The sequence below is a fragment of the Bradyrhizobium ontarionense genome, assembly GCF_021088345.1.
In the GTDB taxonomy this organism is placed as follows: domain Bacteria; phylum Pseudomonadota; class Alphaproteobacteria; order Rhizobiales; family Xanthobacteraceae; genus Bradyrhizobium; species Bradyrhizobium ontarionense.
Window position 1 is genome coordinate 542,969 of record NZ_CP088156.1, and the last position, 20,560, is coordinate 563,528.

Below are 20,560 nucleotides of genomic sequence, written 5' to 3' on the forward strand. Positions count from 1 at the left end.
TTCACCTCCCATGGACCAGGACGAGGATCTCGCCCTTGCCGCTGGCCAGCGACGTCAGGGCCTTGCCGACGATCGCGCCGGCACAGGCCGTGGGATCATCGACCTTCTGCGCGTGGCCGCGCGTCGCGCTCGTCGTCAGCAGGTCGCCTGCGACGATCGGCGCGACGTCGGCGTCGACCTTGCACGGAACCCGGCCGCACAGCGCGATGGGCACCTCCTCGGTCTCGATGCCGAGGATGAAGGCGGCCTCGCCCGACACGATTCCGACGGCGCGGCGGTCGATGGCGCGATCGCAACGATGGATCGTCCGGTCGTGCTCGTCGAACACGGCGACATCGCCGGGCACGAGCGCCTCGCCGGCCGGGAAGCGTTCGGCGACGTCCATGCCGATGGACGTGAAGCCCTGCTTGAGGAAGACGGTGCCGGCGGAGTCGAGCCACAGATTGGGCTCGCCGCGGATGCCGTCATTGCCGTAGCGCCCGCTGGGCGACGGGTACCCGAGCTTGACGAAATGGGCGCCCTGCGTCTTGAACGGGCCGAGCACCGTCGTCTCGCCGGGATCGACCACGAGCCGGTCACCATTGCCGATGCGCAGGCGCACAGAGGTCGGCGAATTCAGGAAGGTCATGCCGATGTCGCCGCCGGCTGCGCTTTGCAGCAGCGCGTAGTTGCCGGCGGCCGCCTGGTTCAGGGTCGTCACCCCGAAATGCATGTAGTTGCCGCCGGCGGGCCATGGACCGATGCCAAGCAATCCGAATCTCGCGACGCCCGCGACTTCGAGCAGGTTTGCGGGAGATGCCGTGCCGATCCCGACATTGCCGTTCGTTGCGACGACCATGCGGTCGGCGTTCTTGATGCGGAGACGAATCGACGTAGGCGAGTTCAGGAAGGTGATGCCGAGGTCGGCACCGGCGGACCCCTGCAGCAGCGCATAGTTCTGCGCCTGGTTTTGATCCAGCGACGTCACGCCGAAGAACTCATATTGGGTGGGGTTGGCCGGCCAGGGCCCGATCGCCAGCAGCGCCGCCTTGATGCGACCATTGACTTCGAGCGCTTCGATCGGCGCGGCGACGCCGATGCCGACCCCGCCGGTGGCAGCGTCGACCGTCAGGCGGCTGTTGCCCGCCGCATCGTTGATGGACAGGCCCGGTCGCCCGGTCTGCGGATCGTTGGGGTTGGTTCTCGGACGCAGCGACAGGGTCCAGGCGGGATTGGCGTCGGAGATCTGCGTGTAGAAATTCAGGACCTTCTTGAAGCTCGTGGCGTCACCCACCGCTTCGATCGAGAGCGGATCGCCTGCGGGCTTGACCAGGACATCGTCGCGCTGATTGAGGAGGCTGTCGATCAGCTGGGAGAATTGCTGCTCGGTCGGGATTGCATTCTTGACGAAGTAGGATTTGAGCGCCGCCCGCGATTTCTTGTTGTCATCGATATTCATGGGAACCTCGTATCCGCTATCACGTGTGAAACAGATTATCCGACGATGAAATCAAGCTCGACCTTCATGTAGTTGATCCCTTTGAACTGATCCGCGGGATAGATCTCGTCGGCGATCAGGTCGATCTCGTGCTGCCGCGCCGCCACCAGCACCGCATCGGGCCGGTCGGATCCGACGCTGTCGCCGTCAGGCCCGCCGGGCGGCGCCAGCGTGAAGGTCTCGCCGTCCTCGCTGGAGAACAGCTTGATCCCGGCGACGTAGTCGACATAGGGCCGCTGGTCGATGAAGTTGATGATGCTGCTGGCGTAGATCCTGCGTCCGATGACGATGTCGGCGCCTTCGTCGAACGCCCAGGGCGACAGGAAGCGGTTGAGATCGTCGTTCAGCCGCTGCTTCCACAGCGCGGGATTGTTCTGATCGACGAAGCGAACGCCGACGCGGATCCGCACCTGGACGTATCTGGCGTTCTCGACGCTGAGCCGTGCCGACCCGGGCAGCAGCGGCGCCAGATAGTCCGCAATGTCCGCGAGCAGCGCCGATGAGGCCTTGGGCTCGAATGGGTCGAACAGGCTCTTGCCGCGGATGTCCGGAATGATGACCAGCCGCACCAGTCCAAGCGCGTCGCGTGTGTCGGTTGCGGCCTCGTTCGAGGTCGCCGGCAGGCACTTGACCTTGTACACCTCGGGAAAACGGCGCAGCACCAGCCGCTCATAGTCCCAGGCCGTCACCGCGCGCTGCTTGTGCCGCAGCCGCTCGCTGCAGGAGGCGTAGAAGCCGTGCGGATCCTCGGCCGGCCGGCCGCCGAAGGACGGGTAGGGCTGGCGGACCGCGGCGACGCCGGGCAGCGGCGCGAACAACGCCTTGATGGTCTTTGCCGGCAGCGGCGTCAGATCGACCGCGGAGGTATCGACCAGCTCGCGGCCGGCGAGCGCGGCCTGCGGATGGATCGCGATGGTGTCACACACTGCGGCGGCACCGACGGGCACGCCGGCGCGCAGCCAATAGGGACCTACGGGCAGCCGCGCGTCCGGCGCAGCCTGCGGCAGGGCGAAGGTGATGATACCGGAATTGATCAGGCCGCGCGTGCCGTCCTGCAGGACCGCTTCGCCGGGCAGGTCGACCCAGCCATCCCGGTCGAGCACGCTCCAGCGGATCGGTGGATGCTCGACGTCGGCGTTGGCGCTGCCCTCGGCCATCTGAAATAGCAGCGACAGCGTTTGCGGCGGCCGCAGGCCGTCGAGGCCGATCAACAGCTCGCCTTCGTTGCCGTAGTCGGCGAGCAGAGGAAAGCCGGTCGCGGCGGCGCTCGCCTCGGCGATCCCGAACGGGTGCAGATGAAACATCATGTCCGAGGATGGACCCTGCTGATAGGCCTCCATCCGCATCTCGTGCCCGGCCAGGAGATCGAGCGTCAGGGATTTCAGCTTGGGAGTGTAGGGCTGGCCGACGTTGTAGCTGGCGGAGGTGATTGTGCCCCCGGACTTGGCGAACACGGCCGCATCGACCGCGAGCGCGACCGCTCTGGTCGCGGCGAGCCCGGGATACTCGCGATGGCCGAAGCCGATCGACAGTTCGAGGCGCAGCGCGTGCGGCAGGTTGCGCGCCGACGCCGCCGCTGTCGACGGCGATGGGACGTCATAGGGCTGCACGGAATCGCTGACGGTTGCGATCTCGAGCGGCTGCGGCTTGCTCGCGTCCTGCGTTCGCCGGTTCCTGTCGGTGACAAACAGCGCGTTGGCGTCGCCTTGCGCCGTGATCATGGGGCCGTCGACCAGGCTGACCTTGACCGTGAACGGTCCCGAGAGCTGATAGGCCGCGTAGGTGGCGTTGAGATCGGTGGGACCGCCCATCCAGTCGAGCCGAAGTTTGAACGCCCGCAGCCGCTTGTTCAGGAGATCTGGATGTCCGACCCAGAGCACGGCGCCGGCGTCCGGCTGTGGCCCGAACGGCTCGAACGGCCGTTTGCCGTCGAGCGAGCCCAGGTCGTTCTCCAGCAGCAGCGGACCGAGCGGCTCGCCGCTCTTGGCCGGCAGGACATAGGATCCGATCGCAGCGCGCATGTGGATGCGCGCCAGCCGCAGCGAGCGCAGCCGCGCGTAGCGGATCACCCAGCGATTGAGCGTGCCGTCCCAGATCTGGCGCAGTGTCAGCCGCACGGTGGGCCATGGACAGCCCGGCAGGGCCTGTTCCGCCGGCAGCGGGGCGATCGCGGGCAAGGTCGAGGGCAGGGTCAGTCGGACGCGCAGGCCGATCAGGGTGGTCGTGCCGGGAATCGGCGCGATGTCGTCGAGCCCGCTGTAGTCGATGGTGGCATCGCCCGTGATCTCCACCTTGTCGGCGCCGAGCGTGACCCAGCCTTTGTCGGTGCTGACCTGAACCGAGAACGGCTGCTCGGGCGCAGCGACGATCGATCCGCCGCCATCGTCGTAGAAGCCGAATGTGAGAGTGATCTGGCGCGTCCCGGCGCTGAGCGCGAACAGCGGCGAGCCGATCGCGAGGCCGATGGTCTCGGGCGGCGGCTGATCGGGCGATTGTGCCGGAGGAGCCGCGCCGAACGTCTTCCAGCGCTGCGCGAGCTCCGGGCTCGGGTGAACGACGGATGCGTCCGCATAGGCATACAGATTGAGCCAATCCTGACGCTGTGGCCGCGGATCGGGCAATTGCGTGCGCTTGCGCGAAGCACGTTCGAGAATGTCGTAGGCCTGCGTCCACTGATCGGCGGTCGCGGCCTTTGGCGCGTCGGCGATGGCTTTGAGAACGGCCATGTCCGCGGCCGCGACCCAGTCTTTCAACTCCTCCAGCAACTGGTCCGTCGCCGCGCTCGGCGCCGCACCTGCGGCATCGGCCAGGATCAATTTGAGTCCGGCCGCGGCATCGGCTGCCGCCTCGCGCGTCTTGCGCAGGGCGTCGCGTCTGGCCGCGAACACCTTCTTCCGCAGCGCATCTTCGAGACCGGCGTAGACCAGCTGCCAGGCGTGCTCCGAGACGTTCGCCTCGGGCTGCCCGGCCGTCGCCATCATGGCGCCGAACGTCTCGGCGGACATGAAGAAGTAGGCTTCCAGGTTGCGGACCGCGCCGGCATAGGTGTCGATCGACGTCGTGCCGGTCGGGGTGAAATCGATCGCCCCGATCGCCTCCTTCATGTTCGTCGCGAAGTCGGCGGGATCGGTCACCTTCAGGTGATAGGTGGGGTCCTTGCGCTTGTCCTGGCCGGCATGTTCGAGCAGCGAATTGATGACGTGCCAATCGATATCGGATGCGCGCTTCAGGTCCATCATCGTCACGAAGATCTCGATGGACGGCATGTGCAGCGTGTGCAGGATCGCATCCTTTACGTCCTGGCGATTGCGCTGCACGTAGAGATCATCGACGGTCGTGATCTCCGGGAGGCCCGCAAGGTTGGGCGCGCCGTTCAGCGCAGTGGCAAGGTTGGCGTTGAAGTCGCGCGGATTGGCCGGATTGAGCACGAAGTTCGGATCGTGGCGCGCGTCGCGGCCGGCCACCTGCAGGATGGCGTTGATCTTGGCCCAGTCGGCGCCGGCATTGTCACGCACGCGCTTGCGATCGATCAGTTCGCGCAGCTCGTAATGCTGCAGATGCAGCGTCGCCGGCGCGAACGCGACGAGCGCGGCGAGCGATTGCAGCAGCGGGTAGGTGACCGGCTTGCCGGCGTAGGACGGCAGCGGGCCGCCTGGCGAGGGCTCGCCCAACGCAAGGCGGAGCATCGCGATGAAGCGGTCTTCCTTGGTGCCGAGCGCGCCCTTCCTGGGATCGCGCGCCTCCGCCAGCCCGATCAGCAGCTTGTCGGTGAAGATGCTCGCGAGCCTGCTGATCTTGGCGCGGTTGACCACGACGTCGGCATCCGTGCGAAAGAAACGCTCGCGCTTGGCGGCGTCGCGTCCCGCCGGCAGCCGCGTGCCTGCCGGGATCTGGACCGCCTGCGTGCCATTTGCCAAGTCGAACAGCACGAAGACGCGGTCCGGGACCGGCGGCTTCGGCGCCAGCCGCAGCACGTCGCGATAGTAGTAGTCGAGATGGCGCGGGACGAGGCCGTTCAACGCATCCCTGGCCGTGCCGAGCAGCCTGAACAGGGCCAGCAGCAGCACGAGATGCGGCCGCCGCAGCCTGTCGTCGGACGCCGCCGCCGGGTTGTCGATGAAGGCCATGATCTGATCGTCGGTCAGATCGCCGAGGAGACCGGACCAATCGCCGGCCGGCTGATTGTCGGCATCGTAGTAGATCAGGTTCTCGACATACCCGCGCAGGAAAACCAGCAGATCGCGTGTCGTCCGCTCGTCGACGCCGACGCCGTCCGGGTACCGATCGGAGATGATCCGGGTCGCCTGCAGCCGCGCGAGCTGGCTGGTGCCGTCACGCCTTGGCGATGGGATCTCGGTGGGAGGCTGCTGCGCCATCGCTCATCCCGCCTTCACGGTGGTGTCGGCTGCAACGAAGCTGCCGCTGCCGCTATAGGTGGCTGTCGGGTCGGGAATCGGCGAACCGGGGCCCGGCGGCGGCTGCATTGCGGGCACCGAGACGGTGAAGCGCGCGGTGAAGGAGCCGCCCTTGAGCAGCAGCTTCTTGCTGTTCGTCTGGGAGGTCTTGGCCTGCTGGTTCGCCGCGAGCGAGGCGATCGAGAGTGTTCCGGTGCCCGGGATCGAATAAGGGCCGGCCGAGTACATGCAGCCCGCGACCGACACGCTCTTCTCGTCCCCGGCGACGCAGGCGAGCTTGCCGGTGACCTTTGCCTTGCCGCTCGCGGTGATCGGACCCGGGCGCACGACGACCGTCGCCGCGCCGAAGCCCGGCTGGAAGGTGGCCATGTCGCCATCGATCACGATCACATCGCTCACGGTGTTCTCACCGCCTCGTTGAGGTAATAGGGATAGACCATGTTGAATCGGGAATTGTTGGCGCGGACCGTGTAGCGGATCGCGATCAGCACGAGGCCCGGCGTCTGGCCGTCGACGACGACATCGACCCCGTCGAGGCGAATGCGGGTCTCGTGGTAGAGGATCGCGTCCGACACCGCCTCGCGGATCGAGGTCAGCAGCGTCTGGTCGATCTCCTCGAACATGTAGCGGAACACGTCGCAGCCGAAATCCTGCCGCATCGCGCGCTCGCCGAGCGCCGTGCCGAACAGGATCGTCAGGCTCTGGGCGATGTCGTCCTCGCCCGCCACCGTCGCGATATCGGATCCGTTGGGACCGAACTGCGGCGGAAATGCCCAGCCGCGTCCGAGATAGCCGGCCGACGCGGTCATGTCCGATCCGCTCGGTGTGAATTGAAGCTCCGCATGCTCTTCCTCCCGCACGCCACTTGAAACGGATCAAATCAGTTCAGGTCGATCGTGCTGCCCTTGATCTTGATTGCACCCTTGGCCTGGATGATCAGGTCCTTGGCCGAGTCGATCGTGATTCCCTTCGCATCGAGCTTGAACTTGTTGTTGTTCTTGTCCGACAGCGTAATGCTCTCGCCATCGTCGTCGAGGATGACCGTCCGCCCGCCCGGCGTGCTGATCGTGATCGACGGCTTGTCGGCTTCGGAGAGAACGACGCGCGTATCCTTCTTGCCGATGATGCCCTTCTGCTTGGCGTCGGTGAATCCGTCGGGAAGCTTGTTCTTGCTGCCCCAGAGCCGCCCGAGCACGATGGGATGGCGTGGATCGCCGCCAAGGAAGCCGACGAGCACTTCGTCGCCCGGTTCCGGCCTGAAGCAGAGGCCGCGCTTGTCGCCGGCATCGGGACTGGCGATGCGCGCCCATAGCGGCTTCGGCGGATCGGTGAGGACGGAGGACACGCTGACCTGGATGCGGTGCTCGCCATCCGGATCCTCGTCGGAGGAGTCGGCGATGGTGCCGAGATGGAGGCCCGAGATCGGCGGCAGCAGGCCGCCTGCCTCCATGTTGGCGAGCTCCGGCAGACGGCCGGCGGGCTCGGCCGACAGGCCGAACTGCAGGTCGGTCGAGAAGCCGTGCGAGTCGAGCCGGTGGCGGACGCCGGTGACGAGCACCTTGCCGTTGAGCAGGTCGCCCAGTCCGGCGAGTTCGGCCACATCCATCGGCTTGGCACTGGGAAGGCCGGCGACCGACATGCGGCCGCGGATCAGCGCGAGACGGGCGCGCGCTGAGCGCGCATTCGTCCAGGCTTTCACTTCGTCCGGCTGAAGAGGGACCATATGGGTGAGACGAACCGCCCCCATGCCGAGTTCATCGCCGACGGTCGCGGTGCCGATATCGCCCTGCGGCAGGCTCAGCATGTCGGCCGTCGCAGGCTCGGCAGGAGCAAGTTCCTTCGGATCCCACACCACACCGTCGAGGCTCGGAGCCTGGCTCGCGGCGTCCAGCTCGAAATGGAGATCGGTGATCGGGTCGAGCCCGAGCGAGAAGCTGTAGGCCGCCTCGCCGTCGACCGCGAGCTTCTTGAGCGACACCTTGCCGTCGAAGGCCGCGACCCCCAGACCTTGCGCATCGGCACGAGTCAGGATGAAATCCCAGTCGGTGCAATCATGCTGCACCAGGGTCTTGTGCTGCGGCTTCGTGTCGGGCACGTCGTCCACCGTCAGCAACGCGTCGCTCACGATGGCGCGGATCGCGTCGCTGTCCGCGGTGTCGGTCCAGATCCGGCTGTGGCGAGCGCCGGTCAGCTTCACGGTCTTGTCCTTGACCACGACGTCGAGCGTCGGCAGGCCCTCGCGCGTATGGACGAAGAAGGCGGTCACGAGCCCCTTGAAGACGCTGACGTCCTCTTCGCCGGCCCTGCGCAGCTTGATCTCGACCTCGGCCGCCGGTTTGAACGGACCACCGGCCATCAGCGGCGCCTCATCCGCCACCGCGCCCTTGGCGTGGATCGAAATCACCGCGATCGGAATGCGGTTCACCGCGCACGTCACGTCGATCGAGAGCGGCGCGAAACCGGGCGGCAGCTCGCTGCCGGCGACCAGAATGGTTGGAATGGTGAAGCCGTCCGGCACATTCCGCTCCTAGCGCGACAGCGGCGGAAAGATCAACGACTGGCCCGGCTCCAGGCCGCGCAGATGATTGAGGCCATTGGCGCGTGCGACCCGCGGCGTATGCACCGTGCTGCCATAGACGGCATGAACCATGAGCGGCAACGTGTCGCCGCCCCGGACCAGGCGCGCATGCGACACGTCGGGCGATGTGAACGCGAGCTGGGACTGCTGCTTGGCGACGTCGTCATCGGCCGTCAGCGTCAGCACGAGCTCGGCGCGCAGCGGCGAGCCGTCGCGCTCGAAGCTCGTATAGTTGATGGTGACGCTGGTGAGCCGGCAGTTGAAGCTGAACTTGCCCCATTTCAGGTTCAGATAGCTCGGCTCGTGGGTTTCGCTCTGCGGCTGGTAGGCAACGGCGAGGAAGCTGTCGATGCGATCCTTGACCGTCTTGGTGTCGGAGAACAGGTTGACGAGGCCCATCTCCTCGACCCCCGTGCCGTCGAGCAGCAAAGTGAGTTCGAGTGCGCTCGGCTGGGTGCGGATGAAGGTCGCGACCTGCTCGGCGCCGCCCGCGGCCTTGCCCGGCTCGAACAGGTTGCTGTTGGTCTGGCTCAGGGTCTGCGGATTGAACATCGCCACGAAGGGCGATCCCTCGATCTCCTTGCTCTTCTGCCGCTTGGCATCGGTGAAGGCGGAGATCTGCAGCTTCTCGAGCTTGAACAGGTCGGGAAAGCCCATGGATCAGCGCTCCTTCTCGCGGCGGAGGATGCGCAGGGTCTCGTCGACGCAGGCCTGCACCAGCGCGTCGCGGTCGAACGCCGGGCCGTTCGGTGCATGGCTGCGCTCGTCGACCTTGTGCGGATCGACCACGGCACGGATGATCAGCTCGCGAATTTCGACGGGCATGGCTCAGAGCCTCATGATCTGCATGCGGGTGTAGGCGAGCTCCATCGTATCGATCACGACGCCGTTCTGTGCGGCATCGAGATCCGAGGTCGCCCAGCGCACCGGATAGGTGTTGAGGAACATCCAGCCCGCCGTCGGCACGCCGCTGTCGTCTAGCAGTGTCACCAGCACGTTGGAGGCGGAGAACTTGAACAGCGACAGCGAGATGTTGAACTCGATATCGAGCGGGGAGATCAGCGGCGCGCTGCGTTCCAGAACGAGGTTCTGGTAGCCGATCGTTTCGGGAAAGCGGTGGGTATAGAGGTTCTGTCCGCCTTCCGCGTGCGTCTTCAGCGCGACCGTCGCGCCCAAGCCCGACACTTTCTGGAAACGGATGTCGATCGGGTTCGGCACGAGGCCGCCGACGAAGAAGACCACGCCGAAGCGGAAGCTTAAGGGGAGGTCCTTGACCGGCATGTCACAGATACTCGACAGAGATTCCACTAGCGAGCAGGTCGATCGTCTCGACGGCGATCTGCGTGCTGTTGACGTCGAAGCCTGGCGCAGCGAGCTTCACCGGGATCGCCTCCTGGATGTGCCAGACCACCACCGGCGTGCCCGTTTCGTCGCACAGGCTGATCGCGAGAGCGCGCGCCGACGGCGGATCCGCCGTCAGCCATTGCGACAGGAATTTGCCGCCCGGCATCACGCCCTTCTTCAGCGTCACCGTGCTATGGCTGCGCTTGGGAAAGCGCGTCACGTCTTCGCCTTCCCAGCGGCTGAGGCCGTGCCGGTAGGTGACCGTCTCGTACTCCGCGGCCAAGCCCGACACCTCGACGAAGCTTGCCGAGTCCGAATCCACCGCGACCTGGAAATTGTAGCCAGGCAGCGGATACAGCAGCTTCTGTGTCGCCTTGTCGTCGGCCATTGCGGATATCACGCTTCGGTCATGGTGATGGCATCGGCGCGGAGCTCGAGCGACTCGACGGCGACCTCGTTCGACTTGGCGTCGAAGGTAGGGCCGTCGAGCTTGGTCGGGAAGGCGTTGATGACCGTCCAGCTGATCACCGGCTTGCCCTGCTCGTCGCAGAGCCTGATCACGACGTCCTTCTTCTCGACCTGGTTGAGCGAGACGGTCTTGATCCAGCTGTAGAGCGCGGAGACGCTGGCACTGCGCGCCACGCCTTTCTTGAGCGTCACGTTGACCGGCTGCGGCTGCGACGGCATGTGGACGATCCTGGGACCTGCGCTGCCGCCACCGGTCGGGCTTTCCTTGAAGGTCGTGACCTCGTAGTGGATCGACAGTCCCGACACCTCCGAGAACGCCACCGCGTTGGGTCCGATCTCGACGCGGAAGTTGTAGACCGGTAATGGATAGGTGGCCTTGATTTCGCCGGCGCTGACAGCCATGTGTGCGCTCCCTTATCTGTCGATGTCGATCAGGCTTGTTGCAGCTTGTGCATGAAGCGCAGCACGATGAATTCGGCGGGTCTGACCGCCGCGATCCCGATTTCCACGATCAGGCGGCCTTCCAGCACGTCCTGCGGCGTCATGGTCTTGCCGAGGCCCACATTGACGTAATAGGCCGCTTCCGGCGTCGAACCGGCCAGCGCGCCGCGTTCCCACAGCGAATACAGATAGCTTTCGATCATGCCCCTGACCTTCAGCCAGGTCGTGGCATCGTTCGGCTCGAACACGGCGAAGCCCGAGGCCTTGCGGGTGTTCTCCTCGATGGTGATGAACAGGCGCCGGACCGGCACGTAGCGCCATTCATTGTCATTGCCGGCGAGTGTCCGGGCGCCCCAGACGATGGTGCCCTTGCCGGTGAAGTCGCGGATCGCATTGACGGACTTGCCGGCCGTCGGGTCGACGTTGAGCAGTTCCTGGTCCGCATCGGTCATCTTCTTGTCGACGCTGACCATGGCCATCACGCCGACATTGGCCGGGGCCTTCCAGACGCCGCGGTCGCGATCGACGCGGGCGTAGATGCCCGCGATCGCGGCGCTCGGCGGCAGCGTCACGCGCTGGCGGCTGAGCGCATCCTTGATCTGGTTGTAGCGCGCCGTGTCGGTGAGCTTGATGTCGCCGAGCGCGGGCGTCGGCGGCGCACCACCTCCTACCTTCACGAGATCGGCGCCATCGCCGGCCGGCGTCGGCTGCAACGCGGCCGAGCCGGTGCCCTGCATCCGGATGTCGAAGCCGACGGACGGCAGGCCGGCCTTCACCGCCGTCCAGCGATCCACGACCTGTTTGGCGGTCTTGCCGCCCGCGACATTGGTGATCACCAGCGTCGGCTTGCCATTGACGATGGAGATGTCGATCGGCTGGGCGTTGTCGCCGCCGACGATCTGGACCTTCGGCGTCATGGCGTCGGCGCCCTGGAACGAGACGATCAGGCCGTTGGCATCATTGGCCGGAAACTGTGCTTCCTTGATGGTCGGCGGCACCTGCGCGTCGGTGATCTTGACCTGGACCTTGCTCTCGTCGATCGCGAAGTTCAGGGACGTGCGCAGGTAGGGATGATAGGCGGCGCCATAGGACAGGTAGTCGACGCCGATCTGGTTGCGGAATGCCGCGACATCGCCCTTCGGCACGTCCAGGATGGTGAAACGGTCCTTCAGCCGCGCGCATTGGCTGAGTGCGGCCTGGGCAATCTCGAAATAGTCACTCGCCGCCAGCAACACCGCGTCGGTGAGGACGATCAGGGTCGGCTCGTCCTCCAATGCGAGGAGATCGAGCGCCTTGCTGAAATCGCCTTTGGCGACGGAACTCCCGTAGTCGCCGAGCGAGAAGATATAGCAGGGGCCGCCGCCATTGGCGAAATAATGACTGACCGCGTAATACAGCAGCCGGTCCGGGCTCGGTCCTGCTGCAGCCGCCGGATCGACCACCGCGATCGTGGGCAGTCCCGAGGCGGGATCCGTCGCCGTCGAGGCGACGAAGGCGGTCGGTTTGGCGCCTCCGAACGTGGCGTTGTATTCCAGCAGCGAACTGATCCGCGCCATCGCCGGACCCTTCTCGGTGTATCCGACGAATGCCGGGATGGCGGTCGACACCTCGGCAACGGATGGCGGCAGTCTCGAGATCTCTTCGACGTAGACGCCCGGGGTTTTGTAGATCGGCATGACAATGCACCTTCGGAACGTGGTGAGGAGAGGTGGAAGCAATCAGTTCGAAAGTAGCGGTATGACCTGGTAGCGAACCATCTGGCGCGGCGACGCCGCATCGGTTTGAAGCAGCAAGAGCCGATCGGGGGGTGGATTGGGCAGGCGCGCGATCAGGGCCGTGTTGGTGAGACGCAGCTCGAGCGCGCCGAACGGCGTGTCGCGCGTTGCGACCGACGCGTCCGACAGCAGTCGCACCACACGCCGGCCCGGATATCGCCCGATCAGATCCGCGCCGACCGCGTCGGTGCTGGCCGTCGCCGCCGTCAGCTCGACACGGCCGGCATCTGCTACGGTGATCGCGCGCGGACCGTTGCCGGGGGTGGCATCGACCACGGTCAGGGTCGAGAGGTCGCCGGAAAAGTCCGTGACCACGTAATAGGCCCACCTGCTGTTCGCGGAAGTCAACGGCACGACAAAGGCGCGGGGCGCAGGCGTCGGCTTGAGCAGCGGAGCGTCCAGCGTCAACGCGATGTCGGCGAGCGCCCCGCGCGACGTCGTTGCGCGCACCGGGTAGGAGACCTGGAAAACGGTGCCTCGCGTCATCGCGGAGGTGTCGACCGTGATGCGCTTGGGACCCGTGGCCAGGCTCTTGACCGGACCGGCCCCGGTGACCGTGACGTCCACGGCCGTGGTGCCGTCGAGCGGCGTGCCGGCTAGCACGAACGGCTCGGTGCTGGCCGGAGTCGATACGACCAGGCTCTCGTTCGTCCGTGCGCGTCGCGTGGTCAGACGCAGCGGCAGGGGATCAGCGGCTGCGACGCCATCATTGGTGAACAGAGGCGCGGGCTGCTGCGCAAGATCGCTCAGCTTGGTGATCGCCGCATAGCTGGAGCCGCGGGGCTGAAGCGCGAAATCGAGTGACAACGGCGCGGCGCCGCTGGCGATGACGGCGCCGCTCGCGTCCAGCTCGGCATAGATGCGGATCCGGTCGGCGAAGCTCTTATGGGTCAACCGCAGCCGCGCCATGGCGGATGCCGTCACCGCGGCGGGCACGATGTCGAAATCGCCGCAGCGCAGGTCGGCGTAGTAGTCGTGCGTGACGCTGATATCAAAGAGAGGGGCCGAGCGCATGTTCCAGCTTTCGTTCGGGCGGGCCGGAGACCGGCCGGGTCATCTCTTCCTGGCTGTCCTCGAAGACGAGCATGCGCACGCGATAGAGCAGGGAGGGCTGGAATGCGGCGCGCAACGCATTCCACAGATCGTTCTGCTCGCTGAGCGGAAGGGTCACGAGCTCCAGGGCCAGTTGCGGGATGCCCGCAGGCATGTTCGGCGTCGTCTGGCGGTCCAGCACCGGATGCGACTGGAAGAAGGCGATGATCTGCGACAGCCGCGACAGCGCCTGCTCATATTGCTTGAAGCGCGCCACGAACAGAACGCGCATGTTCAGGCGCACGTCAGGCTGGACGCGGTAGGCGGTGCCGTCTGCGCCCAGCCGCTGATACGGATTGGCCGCCCGCAGAATCGGCTCCTGCTCGACATTGATCAGCATGGTCGTGACGGCGCCCATCCGGAATGAGATCGGATCGGTCTTGTCCCCGTCCAGGAAGATGACGGCATCCTCGGCAGGGGTGGCGTGCCCGGGAACTGCCGGTCCGATCAATTGCGTATTGAGCAGATCGCGGAGGAAAATCATCGCTTGATCAATCACGTCTCGCTCCGCAACTAACAGGCTGGCAACGACGTAGCGAAGAGTACCGCGACCAAACGATCGCGATTGATAATTACAGCCGTGCTCTTGTCGGCTCGATCAGGCGTAGAGGCCCGTACAACATGGTCGTCAAGCTTGTGTGTGCGGACCAGTCGATGTGGTTCAGCTGTTTCAATGAGTTTCGCGTCAAAACGAAAAATAGAAAAGATCGCAATATTCAACCACGGTAACTTCTGTCGCTCAACGCGTCAAGTTGCAACGATGCCACCTCAGGCTGATCGCCATGCACGTCGCGTGAGCTGCATCAGAGTCGCGCGTCGTCGAGAACGTGTTTCATGCTATGAGCGAGCGGTAGTGCGACGGTGTCATACAACCTGCATCGAGAGCGACTCGTGCGCAGTTGCGATGCATGATGTGACTGATGGATCACGCTCTATATAGAGAGTGCGCGACACAGGAATTTCAGGACATGCAGTTGTCACGCTCCGGAGCAATTGCTTCGGAATTCTCCGGTCATGACGCCCTGTCAGGCTCACGATCCTGCAGGAGTCGGGGAAGCGCCAATCGTGCGCCGTCCAGGAAAAGCTGGATCGCGTCGCGTACGGTCTGCTCGAGGTCGGATGGAACCGGGGTTTCGTAGATGAACTTCCGGATCGCCAGATAGAAGATGCGGCCGTGCAGTCCCCAGAACATCTCGGTCTCGCGCCCGCCGAGCGGGCAGGTCCGGTTGTCCGGCAATTCCAGTTCGTGGCGCAGCTCGATTGCGGCGGGCTCGATGATCTCACGCCGGACGAGATCGAGATAGCGTCCGGCGATGCCGAACGACTTCATTCCGGAGAAGACGAAGATGCGGACCCAATTGTACTCGAACACGCGCGTGACATAGTCGAGATAGAAACCCGTGAGCCGAGCCTGTAGCGGCTGGCTGCGATCGCGGATCAGCGGGCCCCAGTCCTGCGACCAGCGGCTCAGATAGACCTCCTGGTACACGCGCTCGATCAGGGCCTCCTTGCTGGGAAAGTGCCGATAGATCGCCGAGTGCGCGATGCCCATGCGCTTGGCCAGTTCCCTCGTCTGGCCCTCGAAGCCGCGCTCCGCGAAGAAGCGGATTGCTTCATCGAGGATCAGCCGCTCGCGGTCGGCCGCGCGCATGTTGCGACGCCGTCCCTGCGGCAGAACCCTGGGCTTCGACGTCCGTCGAGGTCGGCGACGGCCGGCGGCCTCGTTCACGCGTGCTGTCTTGGTGGTCTTGGCCATGCCCTGAATCGATCGCAACGCAACGACAGTGCTTCAAATAGCGGAAAGCAGATTTGTGACCAAACGTTCATTTGCGGTTGACCGGAGCGGGCAGGCCGTGCAAATCTTTTGAGACCAGATGGTCACAAATCTGGCCATTCGGGCCGATGAGCCCTGGAATGAGGAAACGGCGATGAAAGCGAGGGCTTTCAGCTATTTTCGTGCCGGTACGATCGAAGAAGCGCTGGATACTCACGCGCGGGCCGGCGACGATGCGCGCTTCATTGCCGGCGGACAGAGCCTGGTGCCCGCGCTTGCGCTGCGGTTGCAGGCGCCGCGGCTGCTGATCGACATCAACCACATCGACGACCTCAGGGGCGTGCGTTGCGAGGGCGAGTGGCTGCGGATCGGCGCCTTGACGCGGCATTGCGAGATGTTGACCGAGCCGCTCATCACCGAGTTCGCACCGTTGCTGCGGGCGGCGGCACCGTTCGTGGCGCATCCCGCCATTCGCAATCGCGGCACGCTTGGCGGCAGCGTCGCGCTGGCCGACCCGGCGTCCGAGTTTCCTGCCATGATGCTGGCGCTCGATGCCGAGATCGAAATTGCGGGCGCCTCCGGACGGCGCCGTGTCCGGGCCGACGACTTCTTCGTCGATCTGTTCGAAACCGCAGTCGGGCCGGGCGAGCTCGTGACGGCGATTTTCGTGCCGCTGTTCCGCAGCAACCAGCGCGTCTGCTTCGACGAGCTGGCCCGCCGTCGCGGCGACTATGCGCTGGTCGGCTGCGGCATGCTGGCGACCTGCAAGGACGGTGTGATCGAGGCCATCCGCATGGCGTTCTTTTCGGTCGGCAACGTGCCGACCCGCGCCAGGACGGCGGAGGCCGTGCTGAGCGGTGTCCGTATCGATGCCGAGCGGATCGCGACAGCGCAGGCCGCGCTCGACGGCGATCTCGCGCCGCCCGAGAGCGATGAGGTGCCGCCGGCCATGCGCCTGCATCTCGCGCGGGTGCTGCTCGGTCGGATGCTGGGACGGCTGGGCGAGGCGGCATGAGCAGCGATATCGACGAGGCCGAGGAGGCGGTGCGGGTCCGCTTCATCGTCAACGGCAGCAAGGTCACCTGCGCGGTCGCGCCGCGTGACACGCTGGTTGATTGCCTGCGCAACTCACTCGAATTGACCGGGACACATGCCGGTTGCGAAATGGGGGCCTGCGGCGCCTGCCTGGTGCAGCTCGATGGACGCGCCGTGCACGCTTGCCTGATGTTCGCCGTGCAGGCCGACGGCGCGCGGGTCGACACCATCGAGGGGTTGTCCGAAAGCGGCGCCATCGCCGACCTGCAAGCGGAGTTTCATCGGCGCAACGCGCTGCAGTGCGGGTTCTGCACGCCGGGCATGCTGATCAACGCCCACGAGCTGCTGGCCCGCGTCGCCGAGCCGAGCCGCGAGGCCATCCGCGATGCGCTCTCCGGAAATTTCTGCCGCTGCACCGGCTACGAGGCGATCATCGATGCCATCGCTGCGGTGGCCGAGGCCCGCGTGGACCGGGCGGCGCAGGAGCGGGAGGCCGCGTCCCGATGAGTGCACCTCTCACCTCGCTCGATCGTCCGAACTCCTATATCGGTCGCGCCGTGCCGCGTCCCAACGCGAAGCGTTTGCTTGCCGGCCGCGGCCGATACGTTACGGACATCCGTCTGCCGCGCATGCTGCATGCCGCATTCCTGCGCAGCCCGTATGCGCATGCGCGCATCGTCGCCATCGACACCGGGCAGGCCCGTGCGCTCGCCGGCGTTCATCTGGTCGCCGCCGGCACGGATATCGCGAAGGTCTGCACGCCGTGGACCGGCACGCTCGATCATTTCAAGGGCATGACCTCGGAGCCGCAGTTGCCGCTGCCGCTCGACCGTGTGGTCTGGGCCGGGCAGGCGGTCGTCGCCGTGGTCGCCGAGAGCCGGGCGATCGCCGAGGATGCGCTGGAGCTGATCTCGGTCGACTATGAAGAGCTGCCTGCGGTGGTCGATCTGGATGCCGCGCGCCAGCCCGGCACGCCGCGCGTCAATCCGGCTGGACAGTCCAACATCTGCTTCCGCACCCAGCTCGACAGCGGCGGTGTGGATGAAGCCTTTGCGGCCGCCGCGCATGTGATCGAGCAGGAGTTCAGCTTCGGCCGTCACACGCCTGTCACGCTCGAGCCGCGGGCCATCGTCGCGGATTACGATCCCGAGGCCGGCATGCTGACCGTGCATCACGCCACGCAGACGCCGTATCAGTTCCAGGATCTCTACGCCCGTCACTATGGCATTCCGGAAGCGCGCGTGCGCGTGATCGCGCCGGACATCGGCGGCTCGTTCGGGCTGAAGCTGCACGTCTATCACGAGGACATGGCGGTGGTCGGCCTCTCGATGCTGCTCGGCCGTCCCGTGAAATTCGTCGCTGACCGCATCGAGTCGTTCGTCTCGGACATCCACGCGCGCGATCACCGCGTCCGCGCCCGGATGGCGGTCGATGCTGATGGCAAGATCCTCGCGATGGACGTCCACGACGCCACGGCCATCGGCGCCTTCTCGACCTATCCGCGCACCAGCGTGGTCGAAGGCAACCAGGTGATCCGCCTGATCGGCGCGCCCTATGATTTCAAGTCCTATCGGGCGGCGCTTGAGGTCGTGTTCCAGAACAAGGTGCAGACCAGCCAGTATCGTGCGGTCGGACATCCCATTGCCTGCGCGGTGACCGAGCGGATGGTCGATCTCGCCGCTGCCAGCGTCGGCCTCGATCCCTTCGCGATCCGGGCCCGGAACGTCATCCCCGATGATGCCTATCCGACGGCGTCGCCGACCGGCTACAAGTTCGAGGCACTGTCGCACCAGGTCTGCCTGCAGCGGTTGCATGAGATCATGAACTACGATGCGCTGCGCGCCGAGCAGGCTGAGTTGCGTCAGCGCGGCATCCATCGCGGCATCGGCATTGCGACCTTCGTCGAGATCACCAATCCGAGCCCGGCCTTCTATGGCGTCGGCGGCGCGCGCATTTCGTCCCAGGACGGTGCGACCATCAGCCTCACGCCTTCGGGCGAGGTGCGATGCGCGATCTCAGTTACTGAGCAGGGGCAGGGGACCGAGGCGATCATCAGCCAGATCGTCGCCGACCAGCTCGGCCTCGCCCAGGAGCATGTCAAGGTCATCACCGGGGATACCGAGGTCACGCCGCATGGCGGCGCGACCTGGGCTTGCCGCGGTGCCGGCATCGGCGGCGAGACCGCGCTGCAGGCCGCGCGAAAGCTCAAGGCGAACATCCTGGAGATCGCGGCGCTGGTGCTGCAGGAGCAGCCGGCGGCGCTCGACATCATCGACGGCGAGGTCGTCAACGCCGCGACGCGGCAGCCGCGCCTGGCCATCGCCGAGATCGCGCGGATCGCCTATTTCCGCTCCGATACGTTGCCGCCGGGCACCCAGGCACAACTCACGGTTAGTCATCATTTCGCGCCACAAGGCTATCCTTTCGCCTTTACCAATGGGATACAGGGCTGCTACGTCGAGGTCGACGTCGACACCGGATTCATCAAGTTGCTGAAGCATTTCGTCGTCGAGGATTGCGGCCGCATCATCAATCCGATGCTCGTCGACGAGCAGGTGCGCGGCGGCGTCGTCCAGGGGCTTGGGGCCGCGCTGTTCGAGGAATGCCGCTACGGCGAGACCGGTCAGTTGCTCAACGGATCGCTCGCCGACTATCTCGTGCCGATGGCGATGGAGATGCCCGACATCGTGATCGCGCATGTCGAGACGCCGACGGCCGACACCGCGCTCGGCGCCAAGGGCTGCGGCGAAGCCGGGACCGCCGCGGCATCGGCCTGCGTCCTCAATGCGGTCAATGATGCACTCGCGCCATTTTGTGCATCCATCAATGCCGTTCCGATCACGCCCGCGCGGGTGCTCGAAGCGCTCGGGCGATTTTGAGACACATCATTCAGGGAGAACATCATGCCAAGGCGCGACACGAAGCTGCGACGGACGGGAGTGTCCCGGCGAACGGCGCTCATGGGAATGTCGGCAGGTCTCGCCAGCCTCGCAATGCCGCGCCTGGGACGTGCGGCGGATGACACCATCCGCATCGGCTTTCCGACGCCGCTCACCGGCCCATTCGCGGCGGAAGCCCGTGACCAGGTCAAATGCGCCGAGCTGGCCGTCAAGCTGGTCAATGACAAGGGCGGCGTCGCCGGCCGCAAGGTCGAGCTGCTGGTGCGCGACGACAAGCTCAATGCCGGCGAGGCGGCGACGCGGACGCTCGAGCTGATCGAGAAGGACAAGGTTCATGCCGTCGTCGGCGCGCTCTCCAGCGCGGTCCAGCTTGCGGTCAACGAGGTCACCCGCGCGCGCAGCGTGATCTACGTGTCGATCAGCCAGTCCGACACGATCAACGAGGCCAAGGATTTCAGCAAATACACCTTCCACGAGGCGCTGAATCCGCACATGACGACGGGGGCTGTGGCACGTCAGACCATGAAGAAGGGCATGAAGGTCGCCCATCTCGTGGCCGACTACGCCTATGGTCATGAGATGCTGCGCGGCTTCAAGCGCGCGCAGGGCACCATCGGCGCCGAGACCGTCGGCGAGATCCTGCATCCATTCGGTGCCGCCGACTATTCGACCTTCATGCCGCGCCTGATGTCGCTGCGACCGGACGTGCTGTGCATCAGCAATTTCGGCCGCGACCAGGCCAATGCGATCAAGCAGGCGGTCGATTTCGGCATCAAGCAGCAGATGAAGATCGTGGTGCCCGTGATCCTGCACAATCAGCGCCTGGCGGTCGGTCCCGACGTGTTCGAGGGTGTCGTCGGCGGCGCCAATTACTATTGGGGGCTGGAGACACAGAACAAGACGGCGGCCGAGTTCAACGCGGCGTTCAGGGCCGCCAATGGCGGCGCGATCCCGACCGATTACGGCGCCTATGGCTATTCCGGCGTCGGCTCGCTGCTGCAGGCCATGCAGGCCGCGGGTGGTACCGACACCGACAAGGTGATCGCCGCCCTGGAGGCGCTCAAATACGACCTGACCAAAGGGCCGCAGCAATATCGCAAATGCGACCACCAATCGGTGCAGTCGGTGCTGGTGCTGGAGTCCAAGAAGAAGTCGGCGATGGCCAACGACAACGATCTGTTCGCGATCGTAGCCAGCGATGCCGGCACCGAAGACCTGCTGCGAAGCTGCAGCGAGCTCGGCCACCCGACCTGATCCGCGT

18 protein-coding genes are annotated in these 20,560 nt (G+C 65.6%); 4 read left to right on the forward strand and 14 right to left on the reverse strand.

Annotation, left to right across the window (positions count from 1 at the left end; translation table 11 throughout):
* Nucleotide 1: 1 nt before the first annotated feature.
* The 14 genes from LQG66_RS02225 to LQG66_RS02290 all read right to left on the reverse strand — a co-directional run bounded on the left by LQG66_RS02225 (nt 2) and on the right by LQG66_RS02290 (nt 15,241).
* On the reverse strand, nt 2–1,438 hold the full coding sequence (locus LQG66_RS02225) for a hypothetical protein (RefSeq protein ID WP_231322958.1): 1,437 nt from the start codon (nt 1,436–1,438) through the stop codon (nt 2–4).
* Between the two features lie 35 nt (nt 1,439–1,473).
* Nucleotides 1,474–5,853: a baseplate J/gp47 family protein gene (locus tag LQG66_RS02230; RefSeq protein ID WP_231322960.1), complete on the reverse strand. Its 4,380-nt coding sequence runs from the start codon at nt 5,851–5,853 to the stop codon at nt 1,474–1,476.
* 3 nt (nt 5,854–5,856) lie between these two features.
* Nucleotides 5,857–6,291: a hypothetical protein gene (locus LQG66_RS02235; RefSeq protein ID WP_231322962.1), complete on the reverse strand. Its 435-nt coding sequence runs from the start codon at nt 6,289–6,291 to the stop codon at nt 5,857–5,859.
* Nucleotides 6,288–6,701 (reverse strand): GPW/gp25 family protein, encoded by a 414-nt coding sequence (locus LQG66_RS02240; protein WP_231322964.1) that lies wholly within the window; start codon nt 6,699–6,701, stop codon nt 6,288–6,290. Before LQG66_RS02240 ends, LQG66_RS02235 begins: the two co-directional genes overlap by 4 nt.
* A 71-nt stretch (nt 6,702–6,772) precedes the next feature.
* Nucleotides 6,773–8,410, reverse strand: a complete 1,638-nt coding sequence (locus tag LQG66_RS02245) for a phage baseplate assembly protein V (protein ID WP_231322966.1) — start codon at nt 8,408–8,410, stop codon at nt 6,773–6,775.
* A 9-nt stretch (nt 8,411–8,419) separates the two neighbouring features.
* Entirely contained in the window at nt 8,420–9,127 is a 708-nt protein-coding gene (locus LQG66_RS02250) for a CIS tube protein (RefSeq protein WP_231322968.1), read from the reverse strand.
* A gap of 3 nt (nt 9,128–9,130) precedes the next feature.
* Nucleotides 9,131–9,295: a DUF5908 family protein gene (locus tag LQG66_RS02255; protein ID WP_231322970.1), complete on the reverse strand. Its 165-nt coding sequence runs from the start codon at nt 9,293–9,295 to the stop codon at nt 9,131–9,133.
* Between the two features lie 3 nt (nt 9,296–9,298).
* Nucleotides 9,299–9,751, reverse strand: a complete 453-nt coding sequence (locus tag LQG66_RS02260) for a phage tail protein (protein ID WP_231322972.1) — start codon at nt 9,749–9,751, stop codon at nt 9,299–9,301.
* A 1-nt stretch (nt 9,752) separates the two neighbouring features.
* Nucleotides 9,753–10,202 (reverse strand): phage tail protein, encoded by a 450-nt coding sequence (locus LQG66_RS02265; RefSeq protein ID WP_231322975.1) that lies wholly within the window; start codon nt 10,200–10,202, stop codon nt 9,753–9,755.
* Between the two features lie 8 nt (nt 10,203–10,210).
* Nucleotides 10,211–10,684 (reverse strand): phage tail protein, encoded by a 474-nt coding sequence (locus LQG66_RS02270; RefSeq protein WP_231322977.1) that lies wholly within the window; start codon nt 10,682–10,684, stop codon nt 10,211–10,213.
* A gap of 29 nt (nt 10,685–10,713) precedes the next feature.
* Nucleotides 10,714–12,399 (reverse strand): phage tail sheath family protein, encoded by a 1,686-nt coding sequence (locus LQG66_RS02275; RefSeq protein WP_231322979.1) that lies wholly within the window; start codon nt 12,397–12,399, stop codon nt 10,714–10,716.
* Nucleotides 12,400–12,441: 42 nt separating this feature from the next.
* A complete protein-coding gene (locus LQG66_RS02280) occupies nt 12,442–13,512 on the reverse strand; it encodes a hypothetical protein (protein ID WP_231322981.1) in 1,071 nt (356 codons plus the stop codon).
* Complete coding sequence (locus LQG66_RS02285) at nt 13,490–14,074, reverse strand: Pvc16 family protein (RefSeq protein WP_231322983.1); 585 nt, start codon at nt 14,072–14,074, stop codon at nt 13,490–13,492. Before LQG66_RS02285 ends, LQG66_RS02280 begins: the two co-directional genes overlap by 23 nt.
* Nucleotides 14,075–14,602: 528 nt before the next feature.
* Nucleotides 14,603–15,241: a TetR/AcrR family transcriptional regulator gene (locus LQG66_RS02290; protein WP_231327666.1), complete on the reverse strand. Its 639-nt coding sequence runs from the start codon at nt 15,239–15,241 to the stop codon at nt 14,603–14,605.
* Between the two features lie 277 nt (nt 15,242–15,518).
* Here LQG66_RS02290 and LQG66_RS02295 point away from each other — a divergent pair, with 277 nt between their 5' ends.
* The 4 genes from LQG66_RS02295 to LQG66_RS02310 are packed head-to-tail and all read left to right on the forward strand — an operon-like array spanning nt 15,519 to nt 20,553.
* The gene (locus tag LQG66_RS02295) at nt 15,519–16,379 is read left to right on the forward strand and encodes an FAD binding domain-containing protein (RefSeq protein WP_231322985.1); all 861 of its coding nucleotides are present in this window, start codon (nt 15,519–15,521) and stop codon (nt 16,377–16,379) included.
* Nucleotides 16,376–16,906 carry a (2Fe-2S)-binding protein gene (locus tag LQG66_RS02300; protein WP_231322987.1) on the forward strand — a complete coding sequence of 177 codons (531 nt, stop codon included), beginning with the start codon at nt 16,376–16,378 and terminating at the stop codon, nt 16,904–16,906. The genes LQG66_RS02295 and LQG66_RS02300 overlap by 4 nt, the downstream gene beginning before the upstream one ends.
* On the forward strand, nt 16,903–19,278 hold the full coding sequence (locus LQG66_RS02305; protein ID WP_231322989.1) for a xanthine dehydrogenase family protein molybdopterin-binding subunit: 2,376 nt from the start codon (nt 16,903–16,905) through the stop codon (nt 19,276–19,278). Before LQG66_RS02300 ends, LQG66_RS02305 begins: the two co-directional genes overlap by 4 nt.
* A 24-nt stretch (nt 19,279–19,302) precedes the next feature.
* Complete coding sequence (locus LQG66_RS02310) at nt 19,303–20,553, forward strand: ABC transporter substrate-binding protein (RefSeq protein ID WP_231322991.1); 1,251 nt, start codon at nt 19,303–19,305, stop codon at nt 20,551–20,553.
* Nucleotides 20,554–20,560: the final 7 nt, after the last annotated feature.